The organism is Cupriavidus metallidurans CH34 (genome assembly GCF_000196015.1).
Lineage (GTDB): Bacteria > Pseudomonadota > Gammaproteobacteria > Burkholderiales > Burkholderiaceae > Cupriavidus > Cupriavidus metallidurans.
Genome location: NC_007974.2, coordinates 1,234,481 through 1,260,858, shown reverse-complemented (window position 1 = coordinate 1,260,858; position 26,378 = coordinate 1,234,481). Strand labels below are relative to the sequence as shown.

General features: G+C 65.3%; 24 protein-coding genes. 13 read left to right on the top strand and 11 right to left on the bottom strand.

Going from position 1 to position 26,378, the window contains the following annotated elements; all coding sequences use genetic code 11:
- Positions 1–355 precede the first annotated feature (355 nt).
- Entirely contained in the window at positions 356–1,309 is a 954-nt protein-coding gene (locus RMET_RS23830; protein WP_152560275.1) for a tripartite tricarboxylate transporter substrate binding protein, read from the top strand.
- A gap of 60 nt (positions 1,310–1,369) precedes the next feature.
- Here RMET_RS23830 and RMET_RS23825 read toward each other — a convergent pair whose 3' ends face one another.
- Both RMET_RS23825 and RMET_RS23820 read right to left on the bottom strand, forming a co-directional pair.
- Complete coding sequence (locus tag RMET_RS23825) at positions 1,370–2,461, bottom strand: AraC family transcriptional regulator (protein ID WP_011519067.1); 1,092 nt, start codon at positions 2,459–2,461, stop codon at positions 1,370–1,372.
- A 117-nt stretch (positions 2,462–2,578) separates the two neighbouring features.
- The gene (locus RMET_RS23820) at positions 2,579–3,550 is read right to left on the bottom strand and encodes a quinone oxidoreductase family protein (RefSeq protein WP_017515032.1); all 972 of its coding nucleotides are present in this window, start codon (positions 3,548–3,550) and stop codon (positions 2,579–2,581) included.
- A gap of 325 nt (positions 3,551–3,875) precedes the next feature.
- Here RMET_RS23820 and RMET_RS23815 point away from each other — a divergent pair, with 325 nt between their 5' ends.
- The 3 genes from RMET_RS23815 to RMET_RS23805 all read left to right on the top strand — a co-directional run bounded on the left by RMET_RS23815 (position 3,876) and on the right by RMET_RS23805 (position 8,300).
- Positions 3,876–4,526 carry a response regulator transcription factor gene (locus tag RMET_RS23815; RefSeq protein WP_011519065.1) on the top strand — a complete coding sequence of 217 codons (651 nt, stop codon included), beginning with the start codon at positions 3,876–3,878 and terminating at the stop codon, positions 4,524–4,526.
- Positions 4,523–7,474 carry an ATP-binding protein gene (locus RMET_RS23810; RefSeq protein ID WP_011519064.1) on the top strand — a complete coding sequence of 984 codons (2,952 nt, stop codon included), beginning with the start codon at positions 4,523–4,525 and terminating at the stop codon, positions 7,472–7,474. The genes RMET_RS23815 and RMET_RS23810 overlap by 4 nt, the downstream gene beginning before the upstream one ends.
- Positions 7,475–7,802: 328 nt before the next feature.
- On the top strand, positions 7,803–8,300 hold the full coding sequence (locus tag RMET_RS23805; RefSeq protein ID WP_011519063.1) for a YMGG-like glycine zipper-containing protein: 498 nt from the start codon (positions 7,803–7,805) through the stop codon (positions 8,298–8,300).
- A 58-nt stretch (positions 8,301–8,358) separates the two neighbouring features.
- On the opposite strand, the gene RMET_RS23800 is transcribed toward RMET_RS23805, so the two are convergent.
- The 3 genes from RMET_RS23800 to RMET_RS23795 form a co-directional block, all read right to left on the bottom strand.
- The gene (locus RMET_RS23800) at positions 8,359–10,593 is read right to left on the bottom strand and encodes a phosphocholine-specific phospholipase C (protein ID WP_029310198.1); all 2,235 of its coding nucleotides are present in this window, start codon (positions 10,591–10,593) and stop codon (positions 8,359–8,361) included.
- A gap of 35 nt (positions 10,594–10,628) precedes the next feature.
- Positions 10,629–10,829 (bottom strand): hypothetical protein, encoded by a 201-nt coding sequence (locus RMET_RS32775; RefSeq protein WP_080710395.1) that lies wholly within the window; start codon positions 10,827–10,829, stop codon positions 10,629–10,631.
- 157 nt (positions 10,830–10,986) lie between these two features.
- Positions 10,987–11,433 carry a hypothetical protein gene (locus tag RMET_RS23795; protein ID WP_029310199.1) on the bottom strand — a complete coding sequence of 149 codons (447 nt, stop codon included), beginning with the start codon at positions 11,431–11,433 and terminating at the stop codon, positions 10,987–10,989.
- A 222-nt stretch (positions 11,434–11,655) separates the two neighbouring features.
- Between RMET_RS23795 and RMET_RS23790 the strand changes: the two genes are divergently transcribed.
- The 5 genes from RMET_RS23790 (at position 11,656) to RMET_RS23770 (ending at position 15,550) form a co-directional block, all read left to right on the top strand.
- Positions 11,656–11,991 carry a hypothetical protein gene (locus RMET_RS23790; RefSeq protein WP_011519059.1) on the top strand — a complete coding sequence of 112 codons (336 nt, stop codon included), beginning with the start codon at positions 11,656–11,658 and terminating at the stop codon, positions 11,989–11,991.
- Between the two features lie 53 nt (positions 11,992–12,044).
- A complete protein-coding gene (locus RMET_RS23785; protein WP_011519058.1) occupies positions 12,045–12,437 on the top strand; it encodes a DUF3302 domain-containing protein in 393 nt (130 codons plus the stop codon).
- Positions 12,438–13,616, top strand: a complete 1,179-nt coding sequence (locus tag RMET_RS23780; protein WP_011519057.1) for an HlyD family secretion protein — start codon at positions 12,438–12,440, stop codon at positions 13,614–13,616. It abuts the gene before it with no gap.
- An 18-nt stretch (positions 13,617–13,634) separates the two neighbouring features.
- Positions 13,635–15,065, top strand: coding sequence for an efflux transporter outer membrane subunit (locus tag RMET_RS23775; protein WP_011519056.1), 1,431 nt, complete (start codon positions 13,635–13,637; stop codon positions 15,063–15,065).
- 89 nt (positions 15,066–15,154) lie between these two features.
- Positions 15,155–15,550, top strand: a complete 396-nt coding sequence (locus RMET_RS23770; RefSeq protein WP_011519055.1) for a hypothetical protein — start codon at positions 15,155–15,157, stop codon at positions 15,548–15,550.
- A 53-nt stretch (positions 15,551–15,603) separates the two neighbouring features.
- On the opposite strand, the gene RMET_RS23765 is transcribed toward RMET_RS23770, so the two are convergent.
- From RMET_RS23765 to RMET_RS23755, 3 genes are all read right to left on the bottom strand, one after another.
- Positions 15,604–17,829, bottom strand: coding sequence for a TonB-dependent receptor (locus RMET_RS23765; protein ID WP_011519054.1), 2,226 nt, complete (start codon positions 17,827–17,829; stop codon positions 15,604–15,606).
- Positions 17,830–18,156: 327 nt separating this feature from the next.
- The gene (locus RMET_RS23760) at positions 18,157–19,002 is read right to left on the bottom strand and encodes a DUF3626 domain-containing protein (RefSeq protein ID WP_011519053.1); all 846 of its coding nucleotides are present in this window, start codon (positions 19,000–19,002) and stop codon (positions 18,157–18,159) included.
- A gap of 176 nt (positions 19,003–19,178) precedes the next feature.
- The gene (locus RMET_RS23755) at positions 19,179–19,835 is read right to left on the bottom strand and encodes a GntR family transcriptional regulator (protein ID WP_035822587.1); all 657 of its coding nucleotides are present in this window, start codon (positions 19,833–19,835) and stop codon (positions 19,179–19,181) included.
- Between the two features lie 150 nt (positions 19,836–19,985).
- Between RMET_RS23755 and RMET_RS23750 the strand changes: the two genes are divergently transcribed.
- From RMET_RS23750 to RMET_RS23740, 3 genes are read left to right on the top strand one after another with little or no spacing between them, the layout of a single operon-like run.
- On the top strand, positions 19,986–20,738 hold the full coding sequence (locus RMET_RS23750) for an SDR family NAD(P)-dependent oxidoreductase (protein ID WP_011519051.1): 753 nt from the start codon (positions 19,986–19,988) through the stop codon (positions 20,736–20,738).
- Between the two features lie 14 nt (positions 20,739–20,752).
- Positions 20,753–21,946 carry an acyl-CoA dehydrogenase family protein gene (locus RMET_RS23745; RefSeq protein ID WP_011519050.1) on the top strand — a complete coding sequence of 398 codons (1,194 nt, stop codon included), beginning with the start codon at positions 20,753–20,755 and terminating at the stop codon, positions 21,944–21,946.
- 43 nt (positions 21,947–21,989) lie between these two features.
- Positions 21,990–22,847 carry an IclR family transcriptional regulator gene (locus RMET_RS23740; RefSeq protein ID WP_011519049.1) on the top strand — a complete coding sequence of 286 codons (858 nt, stop codon included), beginning with the start codon at positions 21,990–21,992 and terminating at the stop codon, positions 22,845–22,847.
- Here RMET_RS23740 and RMET_RS23735 read toward each other — a convergent pair.
- From RMET_RS23735 to RMET_RS23725, 3 genes are read right to left on the bottom strand one after another with little or no spacing between them, the layout of a single operon-like run.
- The gene (locus RMET_RS23735) at positions 22,757–23,107 is read right to left on the bottom strand and encodes an AtuA-related protein (protein WP_011519048.1); all 351 of its coding nucleotides are present in this window, start codon (positions 23,105–23,107) and stop codon (positions 22,757–22,759) included. The genes RMET_RS23740 and RMET_RS23735 overlap by 91 nt on opposite strands.
- Before the next feature lie 29 nt (positions 23,108–23,136).
- Positions 23,137–24,492, bottom strand: coding sequence for an acyclic terpene utilization AtuA family protein (locus RMET_RS23730; protein WP_011519047.1), 1,356 nt, complete (start codon positions 24,490–24,492; stop codon positions 23,137–23,139).
- A 45-nt stretch (positions 24,493–24,537) separates the two neighbouring features.
- Complete coding sequence (locus RMET_RS23725) at positions 24,538–25,524, bottom strand: Bug family tripartite tricarboxylate transporter substrate binding protein (protein ID WP_011519046.1); 987 nt, start codon at positions 25,522–25,524, stop codon at positions 24,538–24,540.
- Between the two features lie 448 nt (positions 25,525–25,972).
- Here RMET_RS23725 and RMET_RS23720 point away from each other — a divergent pair, with 448 nt between their 5' ends.
- On the top strand, positions 25,973–26,341 hold the full coding sequence (locus RMET_RS23720; protein ID WP_011519045.1) for a DUF2946 domain-containing protein: 369 nt from the start codon (positions 25,973–25,975) through the stop codon (positions 26,339–26,341).
- Positions 26,342–26,378 lie beyond the last annotated feature (37 nt).

Sequence of the window (26,378 nt, the reverse complement as noted above, 5' to 3'; positions counted from 1 at the left end):
GGACAGACATTTGCTTTTGTGGGACATGCGCGGGACATACCCAGGCCTGGCATGGCGACCGGTTCCGGCGCGACCGCCCCGACGTGCCAGTGGCGCGATCGGCATGACTCTGTCGCGCATTGCCAAGCACCCGGGGGAGTGACGCCACAGAATCCGTCCCAAGGCTGGCACGGGCTGCCCCGTGGCATCGAAGAATGCGATCCCGCCAACAACTCCACCCGACGCTTTCATCCATCCGGAGCGAGACATGCGCAACCCAGGCCCCCACCTGCCTGCACCGAATCGTGCAGGCACGACTCACGCCACCACCACGCCACCTGCAATCCGCCGCCGGCTAGTCATCGCGAGCCTCGCGATGGTGCTGGCGCCGATGCTGTCTGCCCAGACGGCCCACGCGGCCCAGGCGGGCGAATGGCCTACCAAGCCCGTGCGCATCCTGGTAGGCGCGCCGCCCGGAGGCACGGCCGACATCCTGGCGCGCCTGTTCGCGCAGGAGCTGCAGAAGCCGCTCGGCCAGCCTGTCATCGTCGACTACAAGTCGGGCGCGGCCGGCACCATCGCCGTCCAGGGCATGCTGTCTTCGCCACGCGACGGCTACACGTTCCTGCTGATCCAGAAAGGTATTGCCGCCGAAGTACCGCAGGCCATCAAGGTGTCCTACGATCCGTTCAAGGACATCGTGCCGATAGCGCAGTTGTCGCGGCAGGGCCTGATCCTGGTCGGCAATCCGAGCCTGCCCGCGAAAAATCTCGGCGAACTGGTCACGTACATCAAGGCCAACCCGGGCAAGGTCGACTACGCGAACTTCGGTATCGGCCTGCGCGGCCAGACCATCGGCGTGCAGTTCAATCGCCTGGCCGGGCTGCAGACGGGCACCGTGAGCTACAAGGGATCGCCGCCAGCGCTGCAGGACGTAATGGGCGGCCACGTGCCACTGATGTTCGATGCCCCGGCCACGTCTCTGCCGTTCATCCGGGCGGGCAAGCTGCGGGCCTTCGCCATTGCCTACCCACGCCGGATCAACGCGTTGCCCGACGTGCCCACGTTCGCCGAACTGGGCTATCCGGACCTGCAGGAAGTCGGCTGGATGGGCCTCTGGTCCGCGCCGGGCGTGCCGGCGGCCGTGACGACAAAGCTCCGCGACGCCACGCTCAAGGCGTTGCAATCGCCCACGCTGCGCAAGAAGATCGAGGAACTCGGCATGGAACCCGGCTCGCAGGCGTCGATGGAGGAGCTTGCCAGCGACGTGCGCGAATCGTATGAACGGCAGGGCAAGCTGCTGCATTCGATTCACTTCGTGCCGGAGTAAGACGGACGGCGCGAAGGGGCAGGGCGGCCCTTTCGCGCGCTGGGGTACGTCAGGCGCGCATCAGACGCGCGAAGGCGCCCGTCGGCCGGTTGCGGCAGCGGACTGCCCGGATTTCCCTGACTTCCCGGGCTGCGCGGATTGGACCCTGCGCCAGTCTGTGGCACTGCACCCGAATACGGTCTGGAACCAGTGGCTGAAGCTGCTCTGTGCCGAGAATCCTAGCAGGCCCGCCACTTCCCCCATCGGCAGATCGCTTTCCAGCAGGTGGCGCATGACCAGTTCGGACCGCACCTCGTGGAGCAGGGTCGAAAACGTCAGGCCTTCGGCGCTCAGGTAGCGGTGCAAGGTGCGGCGATCGACACCCAGATGACGTGCCACCTGATCGGCGGTACAGCGCCCGCCGGGAAGCAGCGCCTGGACCAGTTCGCGGCAGGAGTCTCGGATGCCGATCTCGCGGTGCCGCAGCGCCGCCTCCAGGTAATCGCGCGCGAAGCGTGCCACGCCGGGGTCATCGGGCATCCGTGACATGCTCAGGTCGGCCGCCGCGCAGACCATGCCGTTGAACGGTTGGTTGAACATCGGGTTGCGCCCGAAGAACGCACGGTATGGGGACAGATCGGCCGGCGGACGGTGCATGAAGCAGACCTGCTGCGGGCGCCACCGGGGGCCAATCAGCTCGCGCAACATGCGGAAGGTCACGCCCATCGCCAGTTCCAGCGCCTGACGAGACGACAGCCCGGGGGTGGGCAGCAGATCCTCGCGGATGATCACCGCGTCGCCAACGTCCTCCACGCGCGTGATCAGCGCGGCGCTAAGCAACTTCAGATAGCGGCAGAGCGTGTCCAGCGCCTCACGCGGCGTGGCGGCTTCCTTGAGCACCAGGCTGATTGGCCCGAGGTTGGAGAACGTGCGCCGCGCCGCCAGGCGCAATGCAAAGTCTTCCACGCCGGTGACCTGCGCGGTGACTTCGAGCAATTCGCGCACGGCGGGGCTGGGGATCAATGTCTCGGGATTCTCGAGCAGCCGGGCCGACAGCCCCACGCCCCGCAGGAACGCGCGCGGATCGTACCCGAGCGACTTCACCAGTTCGATGTAGCCGTTCAGGCTGGCGCTGCGGACGAGTCTGAATTGCTGGATGGAGGGGGCTGTCATTGTTTGCATCCTGACCAGACAGGAAGGCTCGGGCATCCTGCCGCCCGAGCCTCAATTTGAGCACACCTGAAGGCCGTGTTGGGTGGCGTGGCAAACGCCGGACGCCACCCCGTACGGCTACGGCACCAGCACCGTGGCGCCACTGGTCTGGCGCGATTCCAGCGCCTGGTGGGCCAGCGCAGCCTCTGCCAGAGCGAACGTCTGGCGGGGCTCGTTGTGGATCTTGCCCGCCATGACCATGTCGAACACCTCCGCCGCCATCGCCAGCATGTGGGAGCGCGGCGTGGCGTAGTGGATCATGGCCGGGCGCGTGACCCAGAGCGAACCCTTGCGGGCGATCACCCGGCTGTCGATCTCGACCGGGCCCGAGGTCGTGCCATTGCTCACCAGCGTGCCGCGCACCTGCAAGCTGTCGAGCGACGCCTCGAGCGTGGATTTGCCGATGGAATCGAACACCACCGGCACACCCTTGCCATCGGTGAGCGCCTTGACGCGCTCGGCGATGTTCTCCCGCGAGGTGACGATGGTATGTGTGCAGCCATTGGCCTTGGCGATCTCGGCCTTTTCGTCGGAGCTGACGGTGCCGATCATCGTCACGCCAAGCGCGCGCGCCCACTGGCAGGCAATCAGACCCACGCCGCCGGCTGCGGCGTGATAGAGGATCGTCTCGCCACCCTTGAGGGGATAGACCTGGCGGAACAGGTACTGCGCGGTCATGCCTTTCATCATCAGCGTGGCGGCCGTGCGGTCGGCAATGCCATCCGGCAGCGGAATCAGCACGTCGGCAGGCATCACGCGCACGTCCGAGTAAGCGCCCTGCGGCCCGAGCAGGTATCCGACGCGGTCACCAACGCGAATATCGGTCACGCCGGGACCCACCGCCTCGACTACGCCCACAGCGTCGGAGCCCAGTCCGTTCGGCAGCTCCAGCGGGTAGTGGCCGGTGCGGAAGTAGATGTCGATGAAGTTCACGGCGATATAGGTGTGCCGCACCCGCGCCTGACCGGGACCCGGGTCTCCGACTTCGACGTTCTCGAACTTCAGGACTTCGGGACCACCGGTCTCGTAGAAACGAACAGCCTTTGCCATCTTGATGTCTCCTGTGAATCGCCCACCGCGCGGCCCATTAGCGGCCCATTGCCGGTGCCATCGAGCCGGCGGTTTGAACGCGATTGTCCTGCCCTGGCGGGTCCACTGCCTGACAATGCGCGACAGAATCGTGCAAAACGCGCCAGCGCCAGGTGTGGGACGAATGGTCAAGCGACTGCCCCCATCCATCAAATGGGCGCACCCGCCACTTGGTAAAATCGGGAGCCCCATGTGGGCGAGGTGCCGAACCGGACCGCGCTCCCGCATGTTGTAGACGCAGAAACCCTCCCGGATCTTGTCCGGGGTGCGGAAAAACCCAACGTACATGCCACCAGACACCATCTCCGTCGTGATCGCGGATGATCACCCGGCGATTCAGCTAGCCGTCAAATCCACCCTTACCGAGATTCCGACCGTCCAGATTGCCGCGATGTGCGCGTCCGGCGGAGAGCTTTTCGCGGCTGTGGAAGCACATCGGCCCGATCTCATTGTTACGGATTTCACAATGGGCCGTTCCGAAGGCAACGATGATGGCCTTCGCCTGATCCAGCGGCTGCGCCAGTCCGGCCCCGACACGCCGATCGTCGTCTTCACCATGCTGACCAACGGCGGCCTGCTCACGCGCATACAGGAATCAGGCGTCGCGGGCATCGTGGGCAAGGACGAGGAGCCGGCCATCCTGAGGCAGATCTGCATGGATGCGGTTTCCGGAAATGGGCTGCGCCTGTCGCCAGGTATCTCGGCGAGGATGGCAAGTGCCGGCGCAATGGCCGGCGGCGGTATCAGCCCGCTCTCGCCCAAGGAAATCGAAGTGGTGCGGATGTTCGCCGCTGGCAGCCCACTGACCGAAATTGCCGGATACCTCCATCGCACGCTGGCCACGGTGGCAACGCAGAAGCGTTCGGCCATGCGCAAGCTGAACATCACCAGTAACGCCGACCTCGTCACGTACGCGCGCGACAACGGCCTGACATGACACCGGACACCGTCGAGCCGAACCGGAACCCGGACGCAGACTCGACCCGGCCTGCGCCGCCAGACCTCCGCGCCGTCAAACGCAATCTCCAGCGGGAACGCCGCGTATTCTCGATGGTGGTGCTGCTTCTGGGGCTGCTGGTCGTTGCCATTGCCTCGACAGCCGTGCTCGTGCGATTCAATGGCTCGCTGCGCGCCCAGGAGCAAATGACCCGCCTGTACGAGCAGGGCGTGGTCGATGCGGTACTGGAGCGCCGGAGCACGCTGGCCGCGAGCAACCTGATTCTGGAACTGCGTGCCAACGGCACGCTTCCCGTTGCAACGGGAGGGCGAACCGGTCTCTGCGCGAAGGTGGATGCGTCCGCACCATCCGACGACGTGCTGCAGCAAAGCTGCGACCAGTCCGTCCGCGCATTGCTCGCCGCCAGCCAGCGGCCCTCGATCGAGATGATCTCGATCGGCAGCGGCGCTACGTATCGCTATGAAGCCCCAGATGCATCGGGCGCGGCATCGCAGACGGTGTTGCCACCGATGTCTCCGGGGGCCATCACGCAAACGGTCCTCACCAGCTTTCGTGATCGCGATATCGATGTCCTGCAGGCGGCCCGGGAAAAGCGTGTCGAATGGTTCGGGGTACCCGGCAGTGCACCGGGCGCCGATCCGGAGATGGTTGGCGCATCGCTGGTGGCGAAGGGTAGCCAGCTTTACGCGATCGCGCTCACTCGTATCCCGCTGCACGTGCTGCTGCGCGATGCCGGGCCCAACCTTCCGATCCCGGAACCGATCGTGTTCGACGGCGTCGGTGCGCCGCTGGTGCCGGCCGCTGCCCGGACCAACGCGCAACGGCTCGACGCCCGGCTGGAGTCGAAGGCGGACGGCATGTTCCACTGGGTCCCCGGCTACGGCTGGGCGCTGCGCCGGCCGCCGCTCGTATCCGACGTCGGCCACCTGATCTTCGCGCTCCCGATCGGGCATCAGCTTCAGGGCATGGCCGACGAACTGATGGTGATTGGCGCGATCGCCGGCGCGCTGCTCGCCTTGCTGTTTGCGATGTACCGCTACTGGAACTATCGCTTCCTGACCGGCACCTATGCCGAAGCAGCGCGTGCCCAGCGGCTGCTGCACCAAGCCCGCCTTGCCAGCGACGCTGCCGCCAGCGCCCGGGTGGCGTTCTTCGCATCGATGAGCCACGAGATACGGACACCGCTTGCCTCGCTGCTGGGCAACATGGAACTCGTTGCCAGAGGCCCACTGCCGCCGGATCAACGGACACGGGTCGGCGCCATGCAGGTATCGGCCGAAGGGTTGCTGCAGATCGTCAACGACGTGCTCGATTTTTCCCGAATCGACGTGGGCGAACTAAGCATCGAGCCGCAACCGATAGCCGTGACCGATTTGCTCTCGCGTATCGCCGTCGCCCATGCGCCGCTGGCCGCCGGGCGCGGCTTGCGCTTCATCACGGTGTACGGCCGGGACATCCCCGCGCGGCTCGACCTTGATCCCGTGCGGCTGACCCAGATCGTCAACAACCTGCTTGGCAATGCGTTCAAGTTCACGCAGGCCGGCAAGGTAGTTCTGCGCGCGCGCTGGGCAGATGGGGCATTGGAAATCATCGTCGCCGATACCGGCATCGGCATTCCGGACGAGTACAAGGACCGCCTGTTCCAGCCGTTCTCACAGGTGGCTGACAATCGGCTCGCCCAGGCCCGTGGAACCGGGCTCGGACTGTCCATCTGCTCGCGGCTTGCGGAACGGATGGGCGGGCGTATCTCGCTCGACAGCATTCTGGGCGTGGGCACGCGTGTGACGGTTTGCGTGCCGCCACGCATCGCCGACGCAGCGCCAATGGCACGGCCGGGCCTGCCGCCGAGCCGCACGCTGGTGCTGTCGCGCGAACCCGAATGCCTGGAGGGAATGCTCAACCAGATCGACTGGGGCACCTGCCAGCCATCGGCCAGGATGGATCTGGACCGCCCGGTCGACGCGGAGAGCTATGACTGTCTGCTGGTCGCCGACGGCTTCGATCCGGATCGGGTGCTGGCCTGGTGGCCAAGGCCGGCTTCGATCGTCTGGCTGAAGCAGTTGGGCCCGGTGGTGGCCACGGTGCGACCCGATGGCGGGCGCGAGGTGTCCGCCTACAGTCTTGTCGGTATCCATGCGGCTGCGTGCGCGGTCATCACTGGCCTCCACCCGGTCACGTCTGACGATGACGGGGGTACGGGTCAATTGCTGTCGCCACTGGCTGGCCGTCTGTTGCTGATTGCCGAGGACAATTTGCTGAACCGCGATCTACTGCGGGACCAGCTTCTCGCGCTCGGTGCCAGGGTAATTGCCACCGGCGACGGCACCGAAGCCATGGCGGCGCTCGCGGAGCATCGGGTGGATGCCGTGCTGACCGATATCGACATGCCCGGCATGAGCGGCTTCGATCTATTGCGCGAGATACGGCAGGCCAGCATCGACATTCCGGTCTATGCCGTCAGCGCAAGCGCGCGGCCAGAGGACGTTGCCGCCGGGCAGGCCAAGGGCTTCACGGGCTATCTGACCAAGCCTGTCTCGCTTGCCATGCTCGCCTCGGTTCTTGCACGCGCCGAATGGCCCCGCGATGGCCAGGGCAACGACGCGCCCAATGACGAGGGGCTCCCGGAACTGCCCCGGATTCCCGGGCCCCATGTCGAGGCGTTCCTCGCGCAGACCCAGGCTGATCTCGATGACCTTGACGAAATCCTCGCGACGCAGGACCTGGCAGCGCTAACGCGCCTGCTGCATCGGATCTCGGGAGGGCTGGCGGTGCTCGGTCGTTCGCAACTGGCCGAACTGTGCGAAGACCTGCGCGGCTACGTTGCCGATGCGCCTGGCTGGAACGAAGAAATCGCGCTCCAGTCCGAGTACCTCGCCACGCAACTCAGACTGATCCGGCAAAGGCACCAGCGCTTGCCCATGGGTTGACCACATGGGTTGACCACATCGGTTGAACACATCGGCTGCCCCCATCGGCTGATCACTTTCTAATTTCTATGATTGTGACCCCGTCGCCGCGACGCCACTATTAAGGGGACGGGTGACGGCCTCCTCTTGCTGCCACCCGTTTTGGGTACTTCCCCAAGCAAGACCTCGCAGTTTGCCCGCCCCCCGGCGGGCATTTTTTCTTTCAGCCTGGAACGGGCGTGGTGGATTGCCGCAGGATGGCGCGACTTTCGGATTTGAGGCGTGCAGCGTCAAGACTCCCTCGACGCCCCCCCGACGGCCCGAACCCGGCACCTGATCAGGAGAGTTCATGAGCAATCGTCCAGACTTCGCGCTGGCCGCGTGTACGGCAATCGTTCTGATATCAGGCGCGCTACCCGGCCTGGCGCGCGCGCAGATGATCCCGCAGAAACCCATCGCCTATCCGGCGAGAGGGCAATCGTCCTATCAGCAGAGCAACGACGATGGCGCGTGCTATAGCTGGGCAAGACAGCAGACAGGCATTGATCCGCTCCAGATCGCAAGCTCGCCGGTGCCGGTCATCGTGCCCGGTGGCGAGCGCGTGCGCGGCGCGGCCGGTGGCGCTGCCGCGGGTGCGGTCGTGGGTGCGATCGCCGGTGACGCGGGGAAGGGCGCCGCGGCGGGTGCGGCGGCAGGGACAATCGCCGGTGGCGTGGCGCATCGCCAGCAACGCCGTCAGGCGGTAGCCACCAGTGCGCAGATTCAGGCGAACAATGGCTGGGCCGTGACGTCGTACTGGCAAGCGTGGCGCGCCTGCATGACGGGCCGCGGGTACTCGGTGCAGTAACTGGCGCGGCGGCGTGCGTTGGCAAGCGGCGGCTTACGGACCACCGCTTGTCGACGCGTTACGCCTCGCTCATGGCCGGATCGCTGGTGGCGTGCTTGCCAGTCTCCACACGGCCAGAGAAGCGGCGATAGAACGACGCATCACTGCTGCACGTCACGGCGAAGTCATACCACTGCCCGCTGGCCTGCAGCTCCCAGTGCTGGGTGGTGCTGGCGCCGGCGGCCACATTCGCGGTCCACGGACCGTCCTGGCGGTAGGCCACTGGCGTCACGGTGAACACGCACGGCTGGCCGCCCTTGTTCATCAGGTCCACGTAGACATTGCCATTGGCTACGTCGTAGCACACGCGGACTTCCGGCGCGGCCTGCGTGCCGGTCAGGCGGTTCAGGTCGCCCTTGAAATGCCGATGGAAGCCGTTCGGGCCCAGCACCCATAGGTCGTACTTGCCGAAGTTGTCACGTGCGGCGTCCCAGGTGTCCGACAAGGTCTTGCCCGCCTCGATGGCATAGCGGCGCGGGATGCGATCAAGCTTGAAACCGTCGTACACGTGGAAGACGGCAGCCTGCGTGCCCGAGTTCGCGAATACCAGTTCGACCTGACCGGAAGCACGGCAACGCGCGCTGGTATGCAGCTCATACGGCAAGGCCCGCGACGGACGCGCACCGGCGGCCTGCAGCGGCAACTGCATGTCGCGTGGCACCGGCACCTGCTGCAGCTTCTGCTGGTCCGCGCGCAGCTTGTCGGCAAGCTCTCGCGTGGTGCGGCCGCCCAGCGTGGGCATGGGCTCGTTGTTCGGCGTCTTGAAGTTGAACGCGCTGGTCAGGTCGCCGCAGACCGCGCGGCGGAACGGGCTGATGTTCGGCTCGCGCACGCCGAATCGGGCCTCAAGGAAGCGCAGCACCGACGTATGATCGAACACCTGCGAATTGACCCACCCGCCGCGGCTCCACGGCGAGATCACATAAAGCGGCACCCGCGGACCGGGGCCGAAGACGCGGCCATCCGGCGCGGGCTGGCCCGTGCTGCCGGCCGGCGCGCCTTGCGTGAAGTACTCGGCGGTCAGGTCCGCATCCGCCAGCGTGGTCTTGCCCGCATAGGTGCCATCCGGGTTCTTCGACGGTGCCGACGGCGAGGGCACATGGTCGAAGTAGCCGTCGTTCTCATCAAAGTTGATCAGCAGAACGGTCTTGCTCCAGACGTCCGGATTCGCAGTCAGGGCGTCCAGTACCTCCTGCAGGAACCACGCGCCTTGCACTGGGCTGGATGGCGACGGATGTTCGCAGTAGATCGACGGTGCGTTGATCCACGACACCTGCGGCAGCTTGTTGTCGAGAACCGCCTTCCTGAAAGCGTCCAAATACTGGTCCGGCTTGTCGCCCGGCAGCGTGTTCGCCACGCCCTTGTACAGCGGATTGGCGGTATTGTCGGTGGCGGCGTCATAGGCGTGATACGGCACTGCCTGGCCGGTATTGGTGTAGGGCTTGCCCGGCGAGCCGCCGCTGGAGACCGGAAAGCCCGATGCCAGGTTCGCGCGCCGGAACGTCTGGAACGCGCCAAGCATGTTGTCGCCCCATTCGTCGGGCATGTTCTGGTAGCTGATCCAGCTCACGCCGGCTTCTTCCAGCCGCTCGGCATAGGTCTTCCACGTATAGCCGATGTTTGCGTCGGCCGGCACGCCATTGATCGCATCCCACTCGTTGTTGACGAAAGCCACGTTCTGCGGCGTCGCGCCGTTGGTCCCCGAGATATGGAACGAGCGGTTCGCGTCGGTGCCGGTGTGCATCGAGCAGTGATATGCGTCGCAGATCGTGAAGGCATTGGCCAGCGCGAACTGGTACGGGATCTCTTGCTCCTTGAAGTAGCCCATCGACGTGTCGGTTTTGGCCACTGGCCAGCGGGACATGCGACCGTTGTCCCAGGCCTGCTGGCTGTCCGCCCACGCGTGCGGCGTGCCCGACGTGCGTTGGGCGTTGTTGGCCGTGCCATCGAGGTGGTAGGGCGTGATGACGGTGCCGTTAGCGCGCTCCTGCTGCCAGACCTTGCGGCCATTGGGCATCGGAATCGTGATCCGGTCACCGAAGCCACGCACACCGTTGAGCGTGCCGAAGTAGTGGTCGAACGAGCGGTTTTCCTGCATCAGGATCACCACGTGCTGAACGTCGTTGATCGTTCCCGTGACGTTGCTGGCGGGAATCGCCAGCGCACGGCGGATGCTCGGCGGAAATGCAGCGAGGGCGGCGGCGGAAAAGGCGGCACCGGTGCTGGCCTGCAAGAACTTGCGGCGCGAATTCATCATGTCATCGAGTGAGGGTTGAGCCGTGCGCGCGTTCAGGGCGCGCAGCGCATGTCCGGCTTGGCCGGCTCGGTGGGGTTGGGAGCGCCGTCGGGTGTAGAGGGCTGCTGAGGGGGCGAGACAGGCTGCTGAGGCGAGCTGGCTGGCGGGCTGTCATCGTTACCGCCGCAGGCGACAGTGCCGATGGCCACCAGGCTGGCGACCAGCAGCGCCCGGATCAAACGCATACGTTGCATGGGGTCCTTGGCATGAGGAATGTCTGGGGTGCTTTGAAAGCCCCGCAAGCCTAAGGACCGAAGATGACGCTACCGTGACTACATGTGTGTCAGGCAGGGCGATGCATCGATACGGCGATACGCCGCGTCGATGCATCGGGAAGGCACGTGGTTCGTGCTAGAGCACCGCGCACGCTTCCGGCGTGGCAACGATGGTCATGCTTGGGCGCGCATCCTCGCGCAACAGCACGCACAGATAGCCCGTCGTGAGGTCATCGGGTCCAGGCTTCTCGCGCCACAAGGGCGGCAGCGCCACGGCGGTAGTGTGCGGCGCGCCAGTGTCGCTGTCGCTCCACGTAATGGCAATGGGCGCTTCCGGCTTCTTGCCGAGGAAGCAATAGGCTGGCATCGATTGCGATTGGCGGGGTGCGGGTCCGGTCTCACACTGGCCGGCGTGCACGGCCAGCACGTCGTGATTGGTGCGATTGACGAGCACGACCTTGGTCCAGGGCCAGGGCTCCTGGAACGGGCTCAGGGTTTCGGCGGTTGGCACTGCGCACGCGGACAGGGCGCCGATGGCTGCCACGGCCATCAGGCGCGTGGCGATCGAGCGGAAAGCATTCATTGGGCGCTGCATATCGGGGGGAACCTGGGCTACACCCGAGCGAGTTACGACGGCGCACAGGGTAGGCCGTACCACCACGCCACGACTATCAAAGAAATTAGAAAAACAGCGCGGCACCGGTGTCCAGTCAATGTCGCGCCCACGCACTTTCTAAGTTCTTTGATAGCCGAGATCGGCACGTCGCCCCTAAGGTGTGCGCTTCTTCCGAACGAACCTCCAGACATGATCAATCACTGCCGTCCGGCCGTCCGGGTCTTTGGTATTGCGCTGCTGATCGCGGGCGCTGGCCATGCTTATGCGCAACTCGCGAGCGACATGGCATCGCCAGCATTGCCTGACTGGTCGCACGTATGCCAGGGCGCCGGAGTGGCCGCGAAACCCGCTGGCTGCCATGCCTCCGATGCGCCCGCCGGCAGCAAGTACAACCTGCTCTACGCAAACGACACATCAGAGGGCGATGAAGGTGAGGCCCCCTACCTCCCCGCCAACCAGCCGCCCCGGCACGCGCACGAAGATGCCAGCCGGGACGCGCCGCGTGACAACGCCTCCGGCAACTGACCGGTCGGCGCATCGCGCCCGAGCTTTCGAGCTTCAGACAACAAGACGATTCGATGAAACTGCGCCCCTATCTGTTGGCAGGCATTCTCCTGCTTGCATCGACCGAACCTGCTTTTGCGTCCGCGCTCCGTGGCAAGACCCTGGAGACCGTGGCGAATGCCATTTCCTGGGTGGTACTGATCTTCGTGCCGATGGCGGGGATCTACCTGTTCTGGATGCTGCATATCTGGCCCGAGAAGATTGCGCATCGCAAGCGGCATCCGCAGAAGGAGGCGATCCATTCGCTATGCCTGCTTTCTCTGTTTTTCGGGGGCCTGCTGTGGCCGCTGGCCTGGCTGTGGGCCCATACCAAGCCCGTGTTCTACCGGGCGGCCTACGGCACCGACCAGGCGCCGGAAGACACTGAAGCGCCCGGCGAGATTCGCGCCGGAAAGGAGCCGATCTGAATGGATGCGCTGATACTCGGTGTCTACGCGCTGGCCGTCTGGCTGGTCTTCTTCAAGTTCAAGTGGCTGCCGTGGAACACCCCGACCATGGTGATCGTGGTCACCATCCCGGTGGTGGCGATGACGGTGCTGGTCCTGACGCTGAACGTGGTGGCGCCGTCCTCGCATGACGTGCGGGTGGTCGGCAAGGTCCTGCAGGTGGTGCCGCAAGTGAGGGGCCGCATTGTCGAACTGCCGGCCGAAGGCAACCGAAGCTACAAGAAGGGCGACGTGCTGCTGCGTATCGATCCAACGCCATATCAGGCGTCGGTCAGGCAGCTCGAAGGCAGGCTGATGGCCGACGATGCGGCGCTCGCCGAAGCCGAAGCGGCGGCACGTCAGCTAAGTGAATCGGTGCGTGGCGCTGCGGGGCGGGTGAGTGCCGTTCAGGCCAGGCTGTCGCTGGCCCGCAGGCGGGTCAGCGAGCACGATGCGCTGCTTTCCGCCGGTGCCGGGTCGAAGTTCGACCGTGAGGAAGCCAGCGCTCGCGAGCATGAACTGGAAGGCGATCTGCTCAGTGCCCAGGCCGCGGAGGAAGAGGCCCGGCAGAAGCTATCGGCCAAAAGCCAGGGAGAGTTTGTCGCGATCGCCACCGCGCGCGCCAAGCGCGCCGAGACCGAAGTCATGCTCGAGAACGCCCGCTGGGAACTGGAGCAGACGGTCTATCGGGCGCCGTCGGACGGCCGCGTCGTGAACTTGCAGGTGCGCGTCGGCACTATGCTCGTGCCGTTCCCGTTCTCCCCGGCATTCAGCTTCGTGGAGGATCAGCAGGAGGTCCTGGCCTTCTATCATCAGAACGAGCTCTACAACGTCAAAACGGGCGATCTCGCTGAAATCTACCTGCCAACGGCCCCGGGCGAAATCATCAAGGCCCGCGTCGATTCGATCGTCTGGGCCCAGTCGCAAGGCCAGTTCGCACAGGGCGGCATGATTCCGAACACCGGGGCCACGGATGTGGTGCCGAACCGGTTCGCGGTCAAGCTTGCGCTCCGCGACGAATCGAGCGGACTGACGCTACCCGTCGGCGCGGTGGGTGCTGGCGCGATCTACACGGAGCGCATGGAGATGTTCCATATCATCCGCATGGTCTTCCTGCGCGTCAGTTCCAAGCTGAACTACCTCGTGTTCAAGCTGCACTAGGCCACGGGAGACAAGCTTATGTCGTCATCTCAGATCAAGAAGTCCCTGCTGCTGGCGCTGCCGGTTGCCATGCTTGCCGGGTGCGCCCTGCAGACCCCGCCAAAGGGCGAGGACCTTCGCCAACAAACCGTTCCCTCGCTCGAAGGGCGGGCCGGGTGGGCGAACCCGACCTCGGGCGACGCTGTCGCCGATGGCTGGCTTGCCGCGTTCGACGATGCCGAACTGCAACGGCTCGTGCGGGAAGCCATCGCGCACAACGGCGATCTGCGACTTGCGGAGGCGCGTGTGCAGCAGGCGCAGGCGCTCGTTGCCATCGCACGGAGCGGGCTGCTGCCAAGCGCTGGCGTGAAGGGCAGGGCGGGCAACTCGGAAACGCAGATCCTCTCCATCGGCGCAAGCTGGGAGGTGGACCTCTGGGGGCGCATTCGCGCGGAGTCCCGCTCGGCCGAATCGCAGTACGCCGCCACACAGGACGACTATCTCTGGGCGCAGCGCGTGATTGCGGCGACCACTGCCAAGGCATGGTTCTCGCTGATCCGATACACCGTGCTCGAAGACCGGTTGCGGCAATCCGCCACCATTCAGGAGGAGCTGGTGCGAATCGTCGGCCAACGGGTGACCATCGGCATTGCGCCGGAGACCGACCTGCTGGAAGCCAGGAACACCCTGCACGCACAGCGCGACGGCATCGAGAAGACCGCACTGGCCAGGAGCCAGGCCGCGCAGGCGCTGGAACTGCTGCTGGGCCGCTACCCGGCCGGAGACATCGCGACGGCGCCGACCCTGCCTGCCATGCCGCCCGCGCCGAACGCGAGCCTGCCGGCGAATGTGGTCGAGCGTCGCCCCGACCTGACTGCCGCCGCGCATCGCGTTGCGGCGGCGTTCGATATGCGGCAATCGGCGGAAGCGGCACGTCTGCCACGCATCTCGATCAGCGCAGCCGTTACCGGTATCCGCAGCGATGTGTTCCTGCTCAATCAGGCCGGTAGCCCGGTCAAGGGTCTGAACGGTGCCTTCTTTGCCCCGATCTTCATGGGTGGCGAGCTGAAGGCCCGTGTGGACTACTACACGGCAGAGCAGAAGGCGGCACTGATCGCCTATGGCAACAGTGCGCTGCGGGCACTGGGCGAGGTCGAAACCGGGCTACGGGCAGAGTCTGGCTATGCCGAACGCACCAGGCAACTCCGCGAGCGCGTGAACGAGCGTCGGGTGCTGGTGCAGCGAGAGGAAACACGCGTGACGATCGGCGCGTCGGACACACGGAGTCTGCAGCAGCAGCGGCAGACGCTGGTGGCGGCCGAGATGGATCTCGTGAACGTGGAGGCCGATCACCTTGATCAGCGCGTGGCGTTGTTGCTGGCGCTGGGCGGGGACTGGAGGCCGGAAACCACAGCCACAGCTACAGCTACAGCTACAGCTACAGGTACGGGGACGGGGACGGGGACATAAGAACCTGGGCACTGTGACTAGTCACAGTAGACGCCTTCACGGCGACCTTTCATCATGCGGGCAGGTTTCCAGACGACGAAGTCACCCCCATGCACCCCCGCAAGTGGCACACCAATCTGCTGATCCTGTTCCTGGCAGGCTGGTCGCTGGTATCGCTCGTCGGGGTATCGGTCCTGATGATCCGCGCCCCGGTGCCGGTCGATCCGGCCGATTGCCTGTTGTTTCTCTGGACGCCGATCCTGATCGGCTGGGCGTCCTGGCTGCTGTTCCGGCAGCACCGCTATCAGGCGCTGCCGCTATGCATCGTGCCGGCGATGTACATCATGACGGCCGTTCGCTTGTCGCAGGGCCGGCTAAGCTTCGTGAACTGGCGCGTCAACGTGTGGAACCTGACCAGCTTTCCCCTCGGCTATGGCCTGTGCGCGGCGTTCTTCCTGGCCTGCGCGTTCTATGCCGCGCACCTCGCGGCCAGGGCCTCCGCCTGAATCCATTGCGGGTCAGGCGGAGACGACTGGCGAAGCAAGCCGTGAAGGGCAGCTTACATGTGGACGTTGAGGGTCAGCACTGCCGAGCGCCCCGGTGCCCACGTGGCGTAGATCGGGTAGGCCGACGAGTAGTACTTCTTGTCGAAGATGTTCTGCAAGTTCAACTGCAGGTCCATGGTCTTGTCGAGGCGATACGTCGCAACGGCATCGAAGCGGGCGTACCCCGGCGTCCACTTGCGCGTGGTCGCCGTGACGGACGCGTAGGTCAGGCTCGAGAACGTGGCGCCACCACCGATCGACAGCTTGGGCAGCACGTCGTAGTAGGTCCACAGCACGAAATTGTGCTTGGGCACCATCACCATCGGCAGGCCCGAGGCGGTCGGGTTCGCCGGGCCGGCGTCGGTCGTGATCGCGTCCAGGTACGAATAGCCGCCGAACACGCGCCACTGGTTGGTCAGGTTGCCGGCAAAGCCGAGTTCGGCGCCGCGCACGCGCTGGCTGCCAGCGTTGACCGTGCCACCCAGGCCATCGCTGACGCGCGCGTTGGTCTTGTCGGTCTGGAACAGCGCGGAAGTCAGCGAGAGGCGGCGGTCCAGCACATCCCACTTGGCGCCCACTTCGATATTGCGGCTGCGTTCCGGCGACAGGTTCTGGTTGGTCGCGGTGATCTGGTCGGTGCCGCCACCCAGACCGCTATTCGCGCCCGGCGGATTGGCCGACGTGCCATACGAAGCGTACAGGCTGACCGTCTGCACCGGCTTGAACACCAGGCCAAGCTGGTAGCTGAACAGGTTCGAGATATTGTTCAGGTCTGGCGCGCCTGCCTGCGTGGAGGAGACATCGAAGCGGTCGAATCGCGTGCCGGCATTGAACAGCCAGCGCTCGCTGAGCTTGATGCTGTCGAAGAGATAGGCCGATGCCACGTTGGTATGCGTGTAGGTCGGCGCGCCCGGGAATCCCTTGTCGCCATTCAGCACGATGCTGCCGGTCCACGGTGCGTTGGAATTCCATCCGCCAATGGGCGTGCAGTTGTAGGCGACCGTGCATGGCCCGCCCGAGCGAATATTGTTGCCGGCGTTGTCGCTCACGAGGTAGCCCTCGTACGTGCTGCGTTCCCAGCTGAATTCCATCCCGGCGGACAGGCTGTGTTCCATGCCGAACAGCGTGGCCTTGCCCGAGACCTCGGTCTGGTTCGCCACGCTATTGGTCGCGTACTTGCCGCTCTTGGCCTGCAGTTGCAGGATGTTCGGATTGGTGCTGAGGAACTGCGGATTGGTGGCCACATAGTCCAGTGTCGAGCGGCCGAACATGGTGGTATTGCGCAGCTTCCAGTTCTCGTCGAGGCGATGTTCGACGCGGATCTCGCCCGTATCGGTCTGGCCCCGGCGGTAGTCCCGGTTGCTCAGGCCATAGAACTGCGAGCGCTCGATGCCGCTGTTCGCGCCAGGCGTGCCACCGGTCGATCGGAACGGCACGCTGAAGTCCGGCATGTCGTAGCTGTTCAGGTGGTAGTAGCTCACGTACACCGTGGTGGGCGAGTTCAGGCCGAACGCCACCGACGGCGACACGCCCCAGCGCTTGCTGTAGACGTTGTTGCGGCCGGGCTGGTTGGCGTCGTATCCCATCACGTTCAGACGTACCGCGGTCTCGTCATTGATCTTGCGGTTCATATCCACGGTCGCGCGCTTGTAGGCTTCGGTGCCCAGGCCAAGGCTGGCATTCGTGAAATCGTCGAGACGGGGCATCTTGGTCACGATGTCGATGCTACCGCCCACCGCGCCACGGCCCGCGTACACCGAGTCCGGCCCCTTGACCACGCTGATCTGCTCGACGGCAAACGTCTCACGGTTTTGCACGCCAGAGTCGCGCATGCCATCGACGAAGATCGAGTTGCGCGATTCGAAGCCACGGATCACGGGGCGATCCGCGGACGGATTCGCCGCGGCATCGCCACCCAGGAACGTGACGCCGGGCACCGTCTTCAGTGCTTCGGCGAATGTTGTCGCGTTGGTCTGCTTGATGACCTCCTCGGGGATGACCGTCACCGAGCGCGGCGTGTCCAGCAATGGCGCCACGAACTTGTATGACGGCAGTTCCTTGGTCTGCATCGGCGAATCGGCCGTGACCACGGCCGTCGGCAACGTCGCCTCCGTGGGTTTCGCGGACGGCGGGTTATCCGTGCTCTGGGCAGATGCGGACTGGGAGGCTGCAAATCCGGAGCAGCAAAGGGCACACGCGTACGCGACCAAGCGTACACGCGATGTGGCGTGGGCTGACATGACGATGGGAGGGAAGAGGAAAAACAAGAGGCGGCTTGCCCCCGATAAGGTGTCTAATACACGACAAATCGAGGTATTAAGTGCGAATCATTATTGTTTACAGCCGAATTGTATTGGGGATGTCACAATTTGTAAACGTTCGCTAAAAACCCCCCATGCCACTCATGGGCTCTCGGCGATGTCTCACCGGGGTCGTCATCGGGAATTCGCCGTGCCGAAAAGGCAGCTTGCCGAAAGGAGCCTTCGTGATCTCCAGGCCTTATCCCCCGGAGGGACAGTCACCATCTGGCCGATGCCTTCAAGGGCTTGCGGCTTATGGCTTATGGCTTACGGCCGATTGCGGTTGCCGAAACGCGCCAGGCAGTGCCAGGCTTTCTTGAGCATCTGCGGATCGTGGCGACCCGCGCGCGCCGCTTCGCCAATGCGCGCGGGCGTCAAGATGCCATTGCCCGCCAGTGACGCCGCGAGTTCGGCTACGGCCTCGCCGCGGTAGGCGATGTCACGGGTCAGTTGATCCGCATCCGCGAGAAATCCGGCATGCCATTCGACGCGACAGGGCAATGCGTGCGCGAGGGCCTCGACCTCGGTATTGCGATATGAGGGATCGAGCACGATAGCCTCGACGTCCTGTGCGAGCAGCACGGGGCCATGAACATGTGCTTCCACATAATGGTCAAGCGGATCATCGTGGCCTGCGACGGATGCCAGCCGTTCCGCCAGCGCAAAGCGATCAGCCACCCCAAAATGCGTCGGCTCGTAGACGCTGTCCGGGTGACAGAACGTGGCGCGGGCCAGCACCCCGGCGGTAAGCCGCAGGTGCGCCGAGCCAAAACGTGGCGCGGCGCCTGCCCCAGCGCGTTCGATATTGAGCGCGCCATAGCGTGGCCGATCGGACGGCGAGGCCGTGTCATAGGCCCGTCCGAAGATCCGGCTCTCCCAATGCCATCGGTCCCCGCCGGGATACGCGGTCAAGCCGCCATTGCTCGTGCCGGTTTCGAACTGGGATCGATAGACGCCATCGTCAGCCATTGCCGCCAGCAGCGGTCGCCCCTCAAACATCCGGTCCGGATGGAAATTCAGCGTGACCCGCCAGGTCGGATCGATGGGACTGCCGCCGCATTGCCCGGCGACATGGGCCAATGCACGATCTGCGGGCGAGCTTTCGGAAGGCATATGGATCGAGGCTGGCGGTGAGGCAGGGGGCGGGATTCGATTCTAGCGTAGCCCTGTCACGCAACCCCTTCGCCGGCGGGCTGAGTTCACCGCCACCGACGGCGTGATCTGCGGTCCCAGTCCAGTCGGTCGATCTGCGACTTCTTCATTCGGCGAATCGTCCGGAGCCGCCAGTGCTACTGACCCAGGATCGCGCCACGCACGTTCTGCACGTGCGCGGCGCCAGCAGCTTCGGCGGCGTCGGGTTCGCCCGCCTGCACGGCCGTGGCGATACGTTTGTAGTCATCCAGCCGCATCTGCCGCAATGACGCCAGCCGATGCTGCGCATGGACGATCGGCATCTGGATAGTGGGAAAGAGCCGGCGCAATTCGCGGTTATCGCCCATATCCAGCAGCGTGCGATAGAAATGACGCCTCGCGGTGGAGAACGCTTCGCCGTCGTGGGCCTTTTCGGCGGCCACGAGCGCCTGCACCGATGCGCGCAGCGCCTGCGCCAGTGTCCGGTCACTGCTTCCCCGCGTGGCGGCGCGCGCGAGCAGGCCAGTCATGCGCTCCGCCACATCGAGCACGTCGAGTGTCTCCTGCAGGCTCAGGCGCCGGATGATCGCGCCGCGATGGCGCGGCAGGTCGACAATGCCCTCCGCAGCCAGCCGCTGCAGCGCTTCGCGCACGGAATTCCGCCCCACGCCGAATTGCTCGACAAGATCGGTTTCCACCAGCCGCTGGCCAGGCACAAACGTGCCGAGTTCCAGGCCATTCATGATCCCGAAGAACACCGAGTCCGATGCGCTGCGGCTTGCTGGGCCTGCGGTGGCGGGCGAATCGATCGACATGGCGTGGGATGGAAAGGTCGGATGTGGCACAGGGCGCGATTCTAGCGGAAAGGTTGTGGCAATACCGGCAGGAGAGCCGCCCCATCCATTGACATGGGATGAAATCATCCTACAATTTGCCCCTACTATGCAATCGGAAGGAGACAGGGGATGAAGGAGACACTGCTCGGACTGGACGGCAAGCGGGCGCTGGTCACCGGCGCCTCGAGCGGGCTCGGCGCGCATTTTGCGCAACGGCTGGCCGCGCACGGCGCGGAAGTGGTGCTTGCGGCACGGCGAGTGGATGCGCTGCAATCGGTCGCGAAACAGCTGGAGCCGTATGGCCGCGCCCGTTGCGTGGCGCTCGACGTCACCAGCGCATCGTCGCGCGCGGCGATGGTGGAAGAAGCGGGCCCCATCGACATCCTGGTCAACAACGCCGGGCTGGTTCGCGAGGGCGCTGCCCTCAAACATTCCGAAGAAGACTGGGACGTGGTGCTGGACACCAACCTCAAGGGCATGTTCTTCATGGCGCAGGCGCTGGCCTCGGGGATGCGCGAACGCGGCGGCGGGAGCATCATCAACGTGGCGTCGATTCTCGGACTGCGGCAAGCGGGCGGAGTCGTGTCCTATGCCGTGTCCAAGGCAGGCGTCGTGCAACTGACGCGGACACTGGCGCTGGAATGGGCACGCCACGGCATTCGCGTGAATGCCCTCGCGCCCGGATACATCGATACTGAAATCAATCACGACTTCTGGCAGACCGATGCCGGCAAGGCGCTCATCCAACGCATTCCGCAGCGCCGGTTGGGGCAGCCCGATGATCTCGACGGCCCGCTGTTGCTGCTGGCATCCGATGCCTCGCGCTACATGACGGGCGCTGTGCTGCCGGTCGACGGCGGGCATCTGGTCAATACACTTTGAGAGGAATGGCATTCATGTTCACACCCTGTCCCACCGAACGCAGCCGCGACATCGCGGATCGCGTCGAGCGCTTCGTGCGCGACGTGGTCGCGCCGTACGAACAAGATCCGCGCTGCAGCGCTCACGGCCCCACCGAGGAACTGGTGCTGGAGCTTCGCGCCAAGGCACGTGCCGCTGGCATCATGACGCCCCACATCCTGCCCGACGGCGGGCACCTGAGCCAACTCGAGACCGCCGCCGTGCTCAAGCGCTCGGGCCTGTCGCCGCTTGGTCCGGTCGCCGTCAACACCATGGCGCCCGACGAGGGCAACATGTTCCTGCTCGGCAAGGTGGCCACCGCCGCGCAGAAGGCGCGGTTTCTTGAGCCACTGGTGCGCGGCGAGGCACGCTCGGCGTTCTTCATGACCGAACCGGCGGAAGAGGGCGGGGCGGGATCGGACCCCTCGATGCTGAGCACCACGGCAGTACGCGACGGCAACGACTGGGTACTCAACGGTCGCAAGAAGTTCATCACCGGCGCCGAGGGTGCCCGGGTGGGCATCGTGATGGCGCGTACCGGCGACGGCGAGCGCGCGCAAGCCACCATGTTTCTGGTCGACCTTCCGCATCCCGCCATCCGCACCGAGCGCGTGATCGACACAATCGACAGTTCGATGCCCGGCGGCCACGCGCAAGTGCTCATCGATGGATTGCGCCTGCCGGCCGATCAGGTGCTGGGCGAGGTCAACGAAGGGTTCCGCTATGCGCAGGTACGGCTGTCACCGGCCCGGCTTTCTCACTGCATGCGCTGGTTCGGCACGGTCACGCGCGCGGACGAGATCGCGCGGGCCTATGCCACCACGCGCAAAGCGTTCGGCAAGCTGCTGATCGACCACGAGGGCGTGGGCTTCATGCTGGCCGATAACCTGATCGACCTGCAGCAGGCGGCGCTGATGATCGACTGGTGCGCGGGTGTGCTCGACACCGGCTCGGCTGGCACGACGGAAAGCTCGATGGCGAAGGTGGCCGTCTCCGAGGCGCTGTTCCGTGTGGCGGACCGCTGCGTGCAGATTCTGGGCGGCAATGGCGTTTCCCGCGACACTATCGTCGACCAGGCCTTCCGCGAGTTGCGTGCGTTCCGGATCTACGACGGCCCGACTGAAGTCCACAAGTGGTCGCTGGCAAAGAAGATCAAGCGCGACACGCTGCAATCGTCGCACCATGGCTGAGCGCATGGGTGACGCCATGGCGGCCCGCTAGGCCCATCGCATCATGGCGACGCGATCCTCCCCGGTCCAGCGCGCGCTTGCCGTGCTGCGGGCGCTCTCCGACCCCGAAGTGCGACGCATGAGCGACGTAGCACGCGCGACGGGCCTGGACCCGGCCACCACGTCGCGCCTGCTCGACCTGCTGGTGCAGGAGGGCTTCGCCACCCGCGATGCCAGGCGTCACTATGGCATCGGCCCGGAGGTGTTCCAGCTTGCGGATGTCGGGCAGCGGCGTGTGGACCTGCGCCAGCTTGCGCGACCCGCTCTGGAACGGCTCCAGGACGCGTTCGGCGATACGGCGGTGCTGACAGAAACCAGCCGTGGAGAAGCCGTGTGTTCGGAGGTGATCACGGGCACGTATCCCGTTCACGCGAACTACGTGACGGTGGGCACTCGGCGCCCACTCGGGGTTGGCGCGGGCAGTCTGGCGGTGCTGGCTTGGCTGCCACCGGCCGAGCGCGCGCGACGCCTGCAGCAAACGGCCCGCAAGCTGGCCAACTACCCGCAGCTCGATGCGGCATCCATTGCTGCCGAGGCGGACGCCGCGTGCGCGCGCGGCTACGTGCTGTTTCTGGATTGGGTGGTGGAGGGGATGGGCGGTATCGCCGTGCCGATCCTCGACTACGACGGCTGGCCCATCGGCGCGTTAAGCGTGGCGGCCCTGAGTACCCGCATCCGCAGCCGTGAGGCCGCCATGGCACGCCTGCTACGACAGGAAGCGCGCCGCATCACCAGCGCATGGACGCGCGCCGTAGTGCCCGCAGGGGGCACTCAGCGTGCCGGCCCGCGAAGCAGGGGGGCCAGCGCATCCGGAATCTCCACCTCGAAGCGCAGCACCGCGCTGGCCAAGGCCTTGCCGTAGTTGTCGATTGCCAGGCTGCGGGACACCCCACCACCGAGCGCGCCCTCGGCCACGAAGTTGAGGACCTGCAGGCCATCCACGTCAAACCTCGTGACCAGCCCCGTGATCAACGCGCCATAGTGCGCCTTGAACGCGTCGGCCGTCAGTTGCTGCTTGATATGCGGATAGAACTCCGGCGCGTAGGCAATGACGGCCGTGTTCGAGGTATTGCCCTTGTCGCCGGAGCGGCTGTGGGCGAGGCGGCGCAGCGGAACGCGCATGATGATGTCTCCCGATCAGGTTGTCAGGGTCAGACGAACTGGACCCGCGACTGGATCAGCGCGCGCGGCACCAGGGCCGACCACACGCCGATAATCTCGCGCGTGCGGTCCTGATGGGGCACGCGCTTGCCAGTGGAGGCCAGTCCGCAAACAGCCATGCTGTCGATTTCCCGCCCCACCTTGGCCGCTTCTTCCTTCGTGCGGGTACGGGCCGCCACACGTACCGCGATCTCGTTAGGCTCGCACGCCGGTTCTGGCGATGCCACGCCGTGCACGGCATTGACGCCGAGGAAGTCGATACGCAGTTCGTCGGCCTGCAAGGCTGCCATGGCAAAACGCTCCTCGAGAATGCGCTTTGCCAGCTTCGCCTTTTCCAGGCATCCCGGGCCGGCATAGAAGAACATGTCCTCGCCGATATGCCCTTCGGTGCAGCCCAGCGACACCTTGAGCGTATCGGTACGCGGCAGGCCGCTCACGCCGCTGATGCGCACGCGGTCGGGGCCAACCTGCTCCAGCACGGCTGTCGAGAAATCCACGATGACATCCGGCGTGATATAGCGCCGCGGATCGTGAACTTCATAAAACATCTGCTCCTTGACCGTTTGCAAGTCGATGCGGCCACCGCTGCCCGCCACCTTCGCGATCACGGCGCTGCCATCGGCCTCCACCTCGGCGATCGGAAATGCGAGGTTCCACGGCTCGGGCACGTCCTTGTAGCCCGGATCGCCGAAGTACCCGCCGGTCACCTGTGCGCCGCATTCGAGCAGATGGCCGATGGCGCTGCCCCGCGCCAGCAGGGCGACGTCGTCCGGCTGCCAGCCGAAATGATGGATCATCGGCGCCAGGAACAATGACGGATCGGCAACCCGCCCGGTGATTACGATTTGCGCGCCAGCTCGCAGTGCCTCGACGATCGGGCCCGCGCCCTCGTACGGCTCCGCGCTGATCAGCGTCTCCCGCAGCGTCGATACAGGGGCGCCGGTTTCGAACAACGTGAGGTCGAGTTCGCAGATACTGCCCGTGAGATCGGTCGTGGTGACGGCGGCAATCTTCACGCCGGACAGGCCGAGTTCCTCGCACAGTTCCGCTACGCGCCTGGCCGCGCCAAGCGGGTGAATCCAACCCTGGTTGCTGATAATGCGTGTGCCATTGGCAATGCAGTGGGGCAACACCGCACGCATCCGGTCGTCCAGATACGTGTCGTAGCCGCCAAACGCGGGATCGCGCCGCTTGCGCACCTGTGCGGCCGATACCGTTGCCTCGGCCATGGTTTCAAAGCAGAGGTAGTCGAGCTTGCCGAGACGCGCGGACCGTTCCGCCGGCTCGACCCGGTCTCCCCACCAGCCAGATCCGGAGCCGATGCGAAGCGTAGTCTTCTGGGTCATGACTTCAAGTGTCCTGGTTTGACGATGGCGCGAGGGGCGTGCCGCTCATTGCGCCTTGATGCCGGCGCTCTTGATCACGCGCGACCATTTTTCGGTATCAGCCTTGATTTCGGCGGCAAACGCGGCGGAGCCTTCGCCGCCCGGTTCGGCACCAAGCTGCTCGATGCGTTTGCGCACGTCAGGCATCGCCAGCGCCTTGTCGACCGCCTGCTGGAGCTGGCGCACGCGCTCCGGCGGCGTGCCCGCTGGCGCCAGCAGGCCGAACCACGAATTGACTTCGTATCCGGGCAACCCGGATTCGCGCACCGTCGGCACGTTTGGCAGTACCGATGCCCGCTTGATGCTGGTCACCGCGAGCGCCTTGACCTTGCCGGCCTGGATCTGCGCAAGCGCGGAAGGCAGGTTGTCGAACATCAGGTTGACCTGTCCCGCAAGCAGGTCGGTCATCGCGGGGGCAGCACCCTTGTAGGGTACGTGCTGCATGGTGGTACCAGCCATCGCGTTGAGCAGTTCGCCCGAAAGGTGAGGGGAGCCCCCGGTACTGGTCGACGCGTAGTTGATCTTGCCGGGCTCCCGCTTGGCCAGCGCAATCAGCTCGCCGACTGAGTTCGCGGGCAGCGTGCTGTTGACCAGCAACACGTTCGGGGAATTGGCGACCAGCGTGACGGGCGCGAAGTCCTTCGCGCTCTCATACGGCATCCGGGCGTAGATAAACTGGTTCGTGACCTGCGTGCCAAGCGTGCCCATCAGCAGCGTGTAGCCGTCTGGCGTCGCGCGCGCGACCGCCTCGGCGCCGATATTGCCGCCCGCGCCGGGCCGATTGTCGACGATGACCGACTGCCCGAGCACTTCGCCCGACTTCTGCGCGATCAGGCGCGCGAGGATGTCGGTCGTGCCCCCCGGGGTGAACGGCACCACGAGCCGGATCGGCTTGGTCGGGAACGCTTCGGTGGCACCGGCCGGAGCGCTGGCCGCGATGCAGAGAAGGGGCAGGACGGCGGCCAGCAGGCGCTGGCGCGGGAAGGTGATCATCGGCTGTCTCCTGTTTGCAGGCATTGGTTTCATCGACGGAAACTCTATGCGGCACATGGTAGGAAGCAGCCGGAAACGGCGTCAATCAATCGGCCGAAATTTTCAATGGATGAAAATTCGCCGGTCACTGATGGCAAGCGTCTGGCGCATCGCGAACAGCGCCTGCGCCCTCATGTCAGCCCGCTGAGTGCCTAGGATCTGCCGGATGCGACAAGGGGTCGCATCCATCCGATATCGTGGCACTGATGCAGGTCAAGGCCGGTATAGTCGCGACTCCACATCATTCAGGACGGCGGCTGATTGCACACGGGATGCTCAGGTTTGCATCGCCTTGCCATCTAACAATCAGCCTTGCGAGCATATCGCTCGCGCCTTCCGTAGTCGGTGACTTGTCGCCGCAGCTGGACATGCACCGTCGTACGAAACACCACCGCTTCGAGTTTTCCTGATGCGCCGACAGTCGTCTCTTCGCACTGCCTGGCTGGGGATTCTCGCCATTCTGCTGGCCACGCTCATGCCGCTCGCGTCGACGCTTGTGAGCGGCGCAAAGCTGCCCGTCGATACGGTCTGCAGCGCGGCCGGGCACCAGAGCGGCGGCCAGAATGAGGCTTCGCTCGAGGATTCGTTCGCCGCGCACTTCAAGCACTGCGGCTATTGCGGCCTGCTCGCGCAATTGCCTGCGCTGGCAGCCACGTCGATCGACACCGCTTCGGCGATCGTCGTCACGGCCGCTGCCGTGCTGCCCCGCCTGCCCGCAGGGGTGCGGCACCAGCGCTACCTGCGCCGCCCATCGCGCGCGCCGCCTTTCAGCATCTGAACACGCCTAAACCGTCCTTCTGATTCTTATCACGCCC

Excerpts from the sequence above, each read along its gene's own strand:
- RMET_RS23820 (WP_017515032.1), bottom strand. The coding sequence starts at position 3,550 with ATGGCAAAGGCTGTTCGTTTCTACGAGACCGGTGGTCCCGAAGTCCTG.
- RMET_RS23805 (WP_011519063.1), top strand. The coding sequence starts at position 7,803 with ATGAGCAATCGTCCAGACTTCGCGCTGGCCGCGTGTACGGCAATCGTT.
- RMET_RS23720 (WP_011519045.1), top strand. The coding sequence starts at position 25,973 with ATGCGCCGACAGTCGTCTCTTCGCACTGCCTGGCTGGGGATTCTCGCC.
- RMET_RS23800 (WP_029310198.1), bottom strand. The coding sequence starts at position 10,593 with ATGAATTCGCGCCGCAAGTTCTTGCAGGCCAGCACCGGTGCCGCCTTT.
- RMET_RS23825 (WP_011519067.1), bottom strand. The coding sequence starts at position 2,461 with ATGACAGCCCCCTCCATCCAGCAATTCAGACTCGTCCGCAGCGCCAGC.
- RMET_RS23760 (WP_011519053.1), bottom strand. The coding sequence starts at position 19,002 with ATGCCTTCCGAAAGCTCGCCCGCAGATCGTGCATTGGCCCATGTCGCC.
- RMET_RS23750 (WP_011519051.1), top strand. The coding sequence starts at position 19,986 with ATGAAGGAGACACTGCTCGGACTGGACGGCAAGCGGGCGCTGGTCACC.
- RMET_RS23740 (WP_011519049.1), top strand. The coding sequence starts at position 21,990 with ATGGCGACGCGATCCTCCCCGGTCCAGCGCGCGCTTGCCGTGCTGCGG.
- RMET_RS23755 (WP_035822587.1), bottom strand. The coding sequence starts at position 19,835 with ATGTCGATCGATTCGCCCGCCACCGCAGGCCCAGCAAGCCGCAGCGCA.
- RMET_RS23785 (WP_011519058.1), top strand. The coding sequence starts at position 12,045 with ATGAAACTGCGCCCCTATCTGTTGGCAGGCATTCTCCTGCTTGCATCG.
- RMET_RS23725 (WP_011519046.1), bottom strand. The coding sequence starts at position 25,524 with ATGATCACCTTCCCGCGCCAGCGCCTGCTGGCCGCCGTCCTGCCCCTT.
- RMET_RS23745 (WP_011519050.1), top strand. The coding sequence starts at position 20,753 with ATGTTCACACCCTGTCCCACCGAACGCAGCCGCGACATCGCGGATCGC.
- RMET_RS32775 (WP_080710395.1), bottom strand. The coding sequence starts at position 10,829 with ATGCAACGTATGCGTTTGATCCGGGCGCTGCTGGTCGCCAGCCTGGTG.
- RMET_RS23775 (WP_011519056.1), top strand. The coding sequence starts at position 13,635 with ATGTCGTCATCTCAGATCAAGAAGTCCCTGCTGCTGGCGCTGCCGGTT.
- RMET_RS23765 (WP_011519054.1), bottom strand. The coding sequence starts at position 17,829 with ATGTCAGCCCACGCCACATCGCGTGTACGCTTGGTCGCGTACGCGTGT.
- RMET_RS23780 (WP_011519057.1), top strand. The coding sequence starts at position 12,438 with ATGGATGCGCTGATACTCGGTGTCTACGCGCTGGCCGTCTGGCTGGTC.
- RMET_RS23730 (WP_011519047.1), bottom strand. The coding sequence starts at position 24,492 with ATGACCCAGAAGACTACGCTTCGCATCGGCTCCGGATCTGGCTGGTGG.
- RMET_RS23830 (WP_152560275.1), top strand. The coding sequence starts at position 356 with ATGGTGCTGGCGCCGATGCTGTCTGCCCAGACGGCCCACGCGGCCCAG.
- RMET_RS23790 (WP_011519059.1), top strand. The coding sequence starts at position 11,656 with ATGATCAATCACTGCCGTCCGGCCGTCCGGGTCTTTGGTATTGCGCTG.
- RMET_RS23770 (WP_011519055.1), top strand. The coding sequence starts at position 15,155 with ATGCACCCCCGCAAGTGGCACACCAATCTGCTGATCCTGTTCCTGGCA.
- RMET_RS23810 (WP_011519064.1), top strand. The coding sequence starts at position 4,523 with ATGACACCGGACACCGTCGAGCCGAACCGGAACCCGGACGCAGACTCG.
- RMET_RS23795 (WP_029310199.1), bottom strand. The coding sequence starts at position 11,433 with ATGAATGCTTTCCGCTCGATCGCCACGCGCCTGATGGCCGTGGCAGCC.
- RMET_RS23735 (WP_011519048.1), bottom strand. The coding sequence starts at position 23,107 with ATGCGCGTTCCGCTGCGCCGCCTCGCCCACAGCCGCTCCGGCGACAAG.
- RMET_RS23815 (WP_011519065.1), top strand. The coding sequence starts at position 3,876 with ATGCCACCAGACACCATCTCCGTCGTGATCGCGGATGATCACCCGGCG.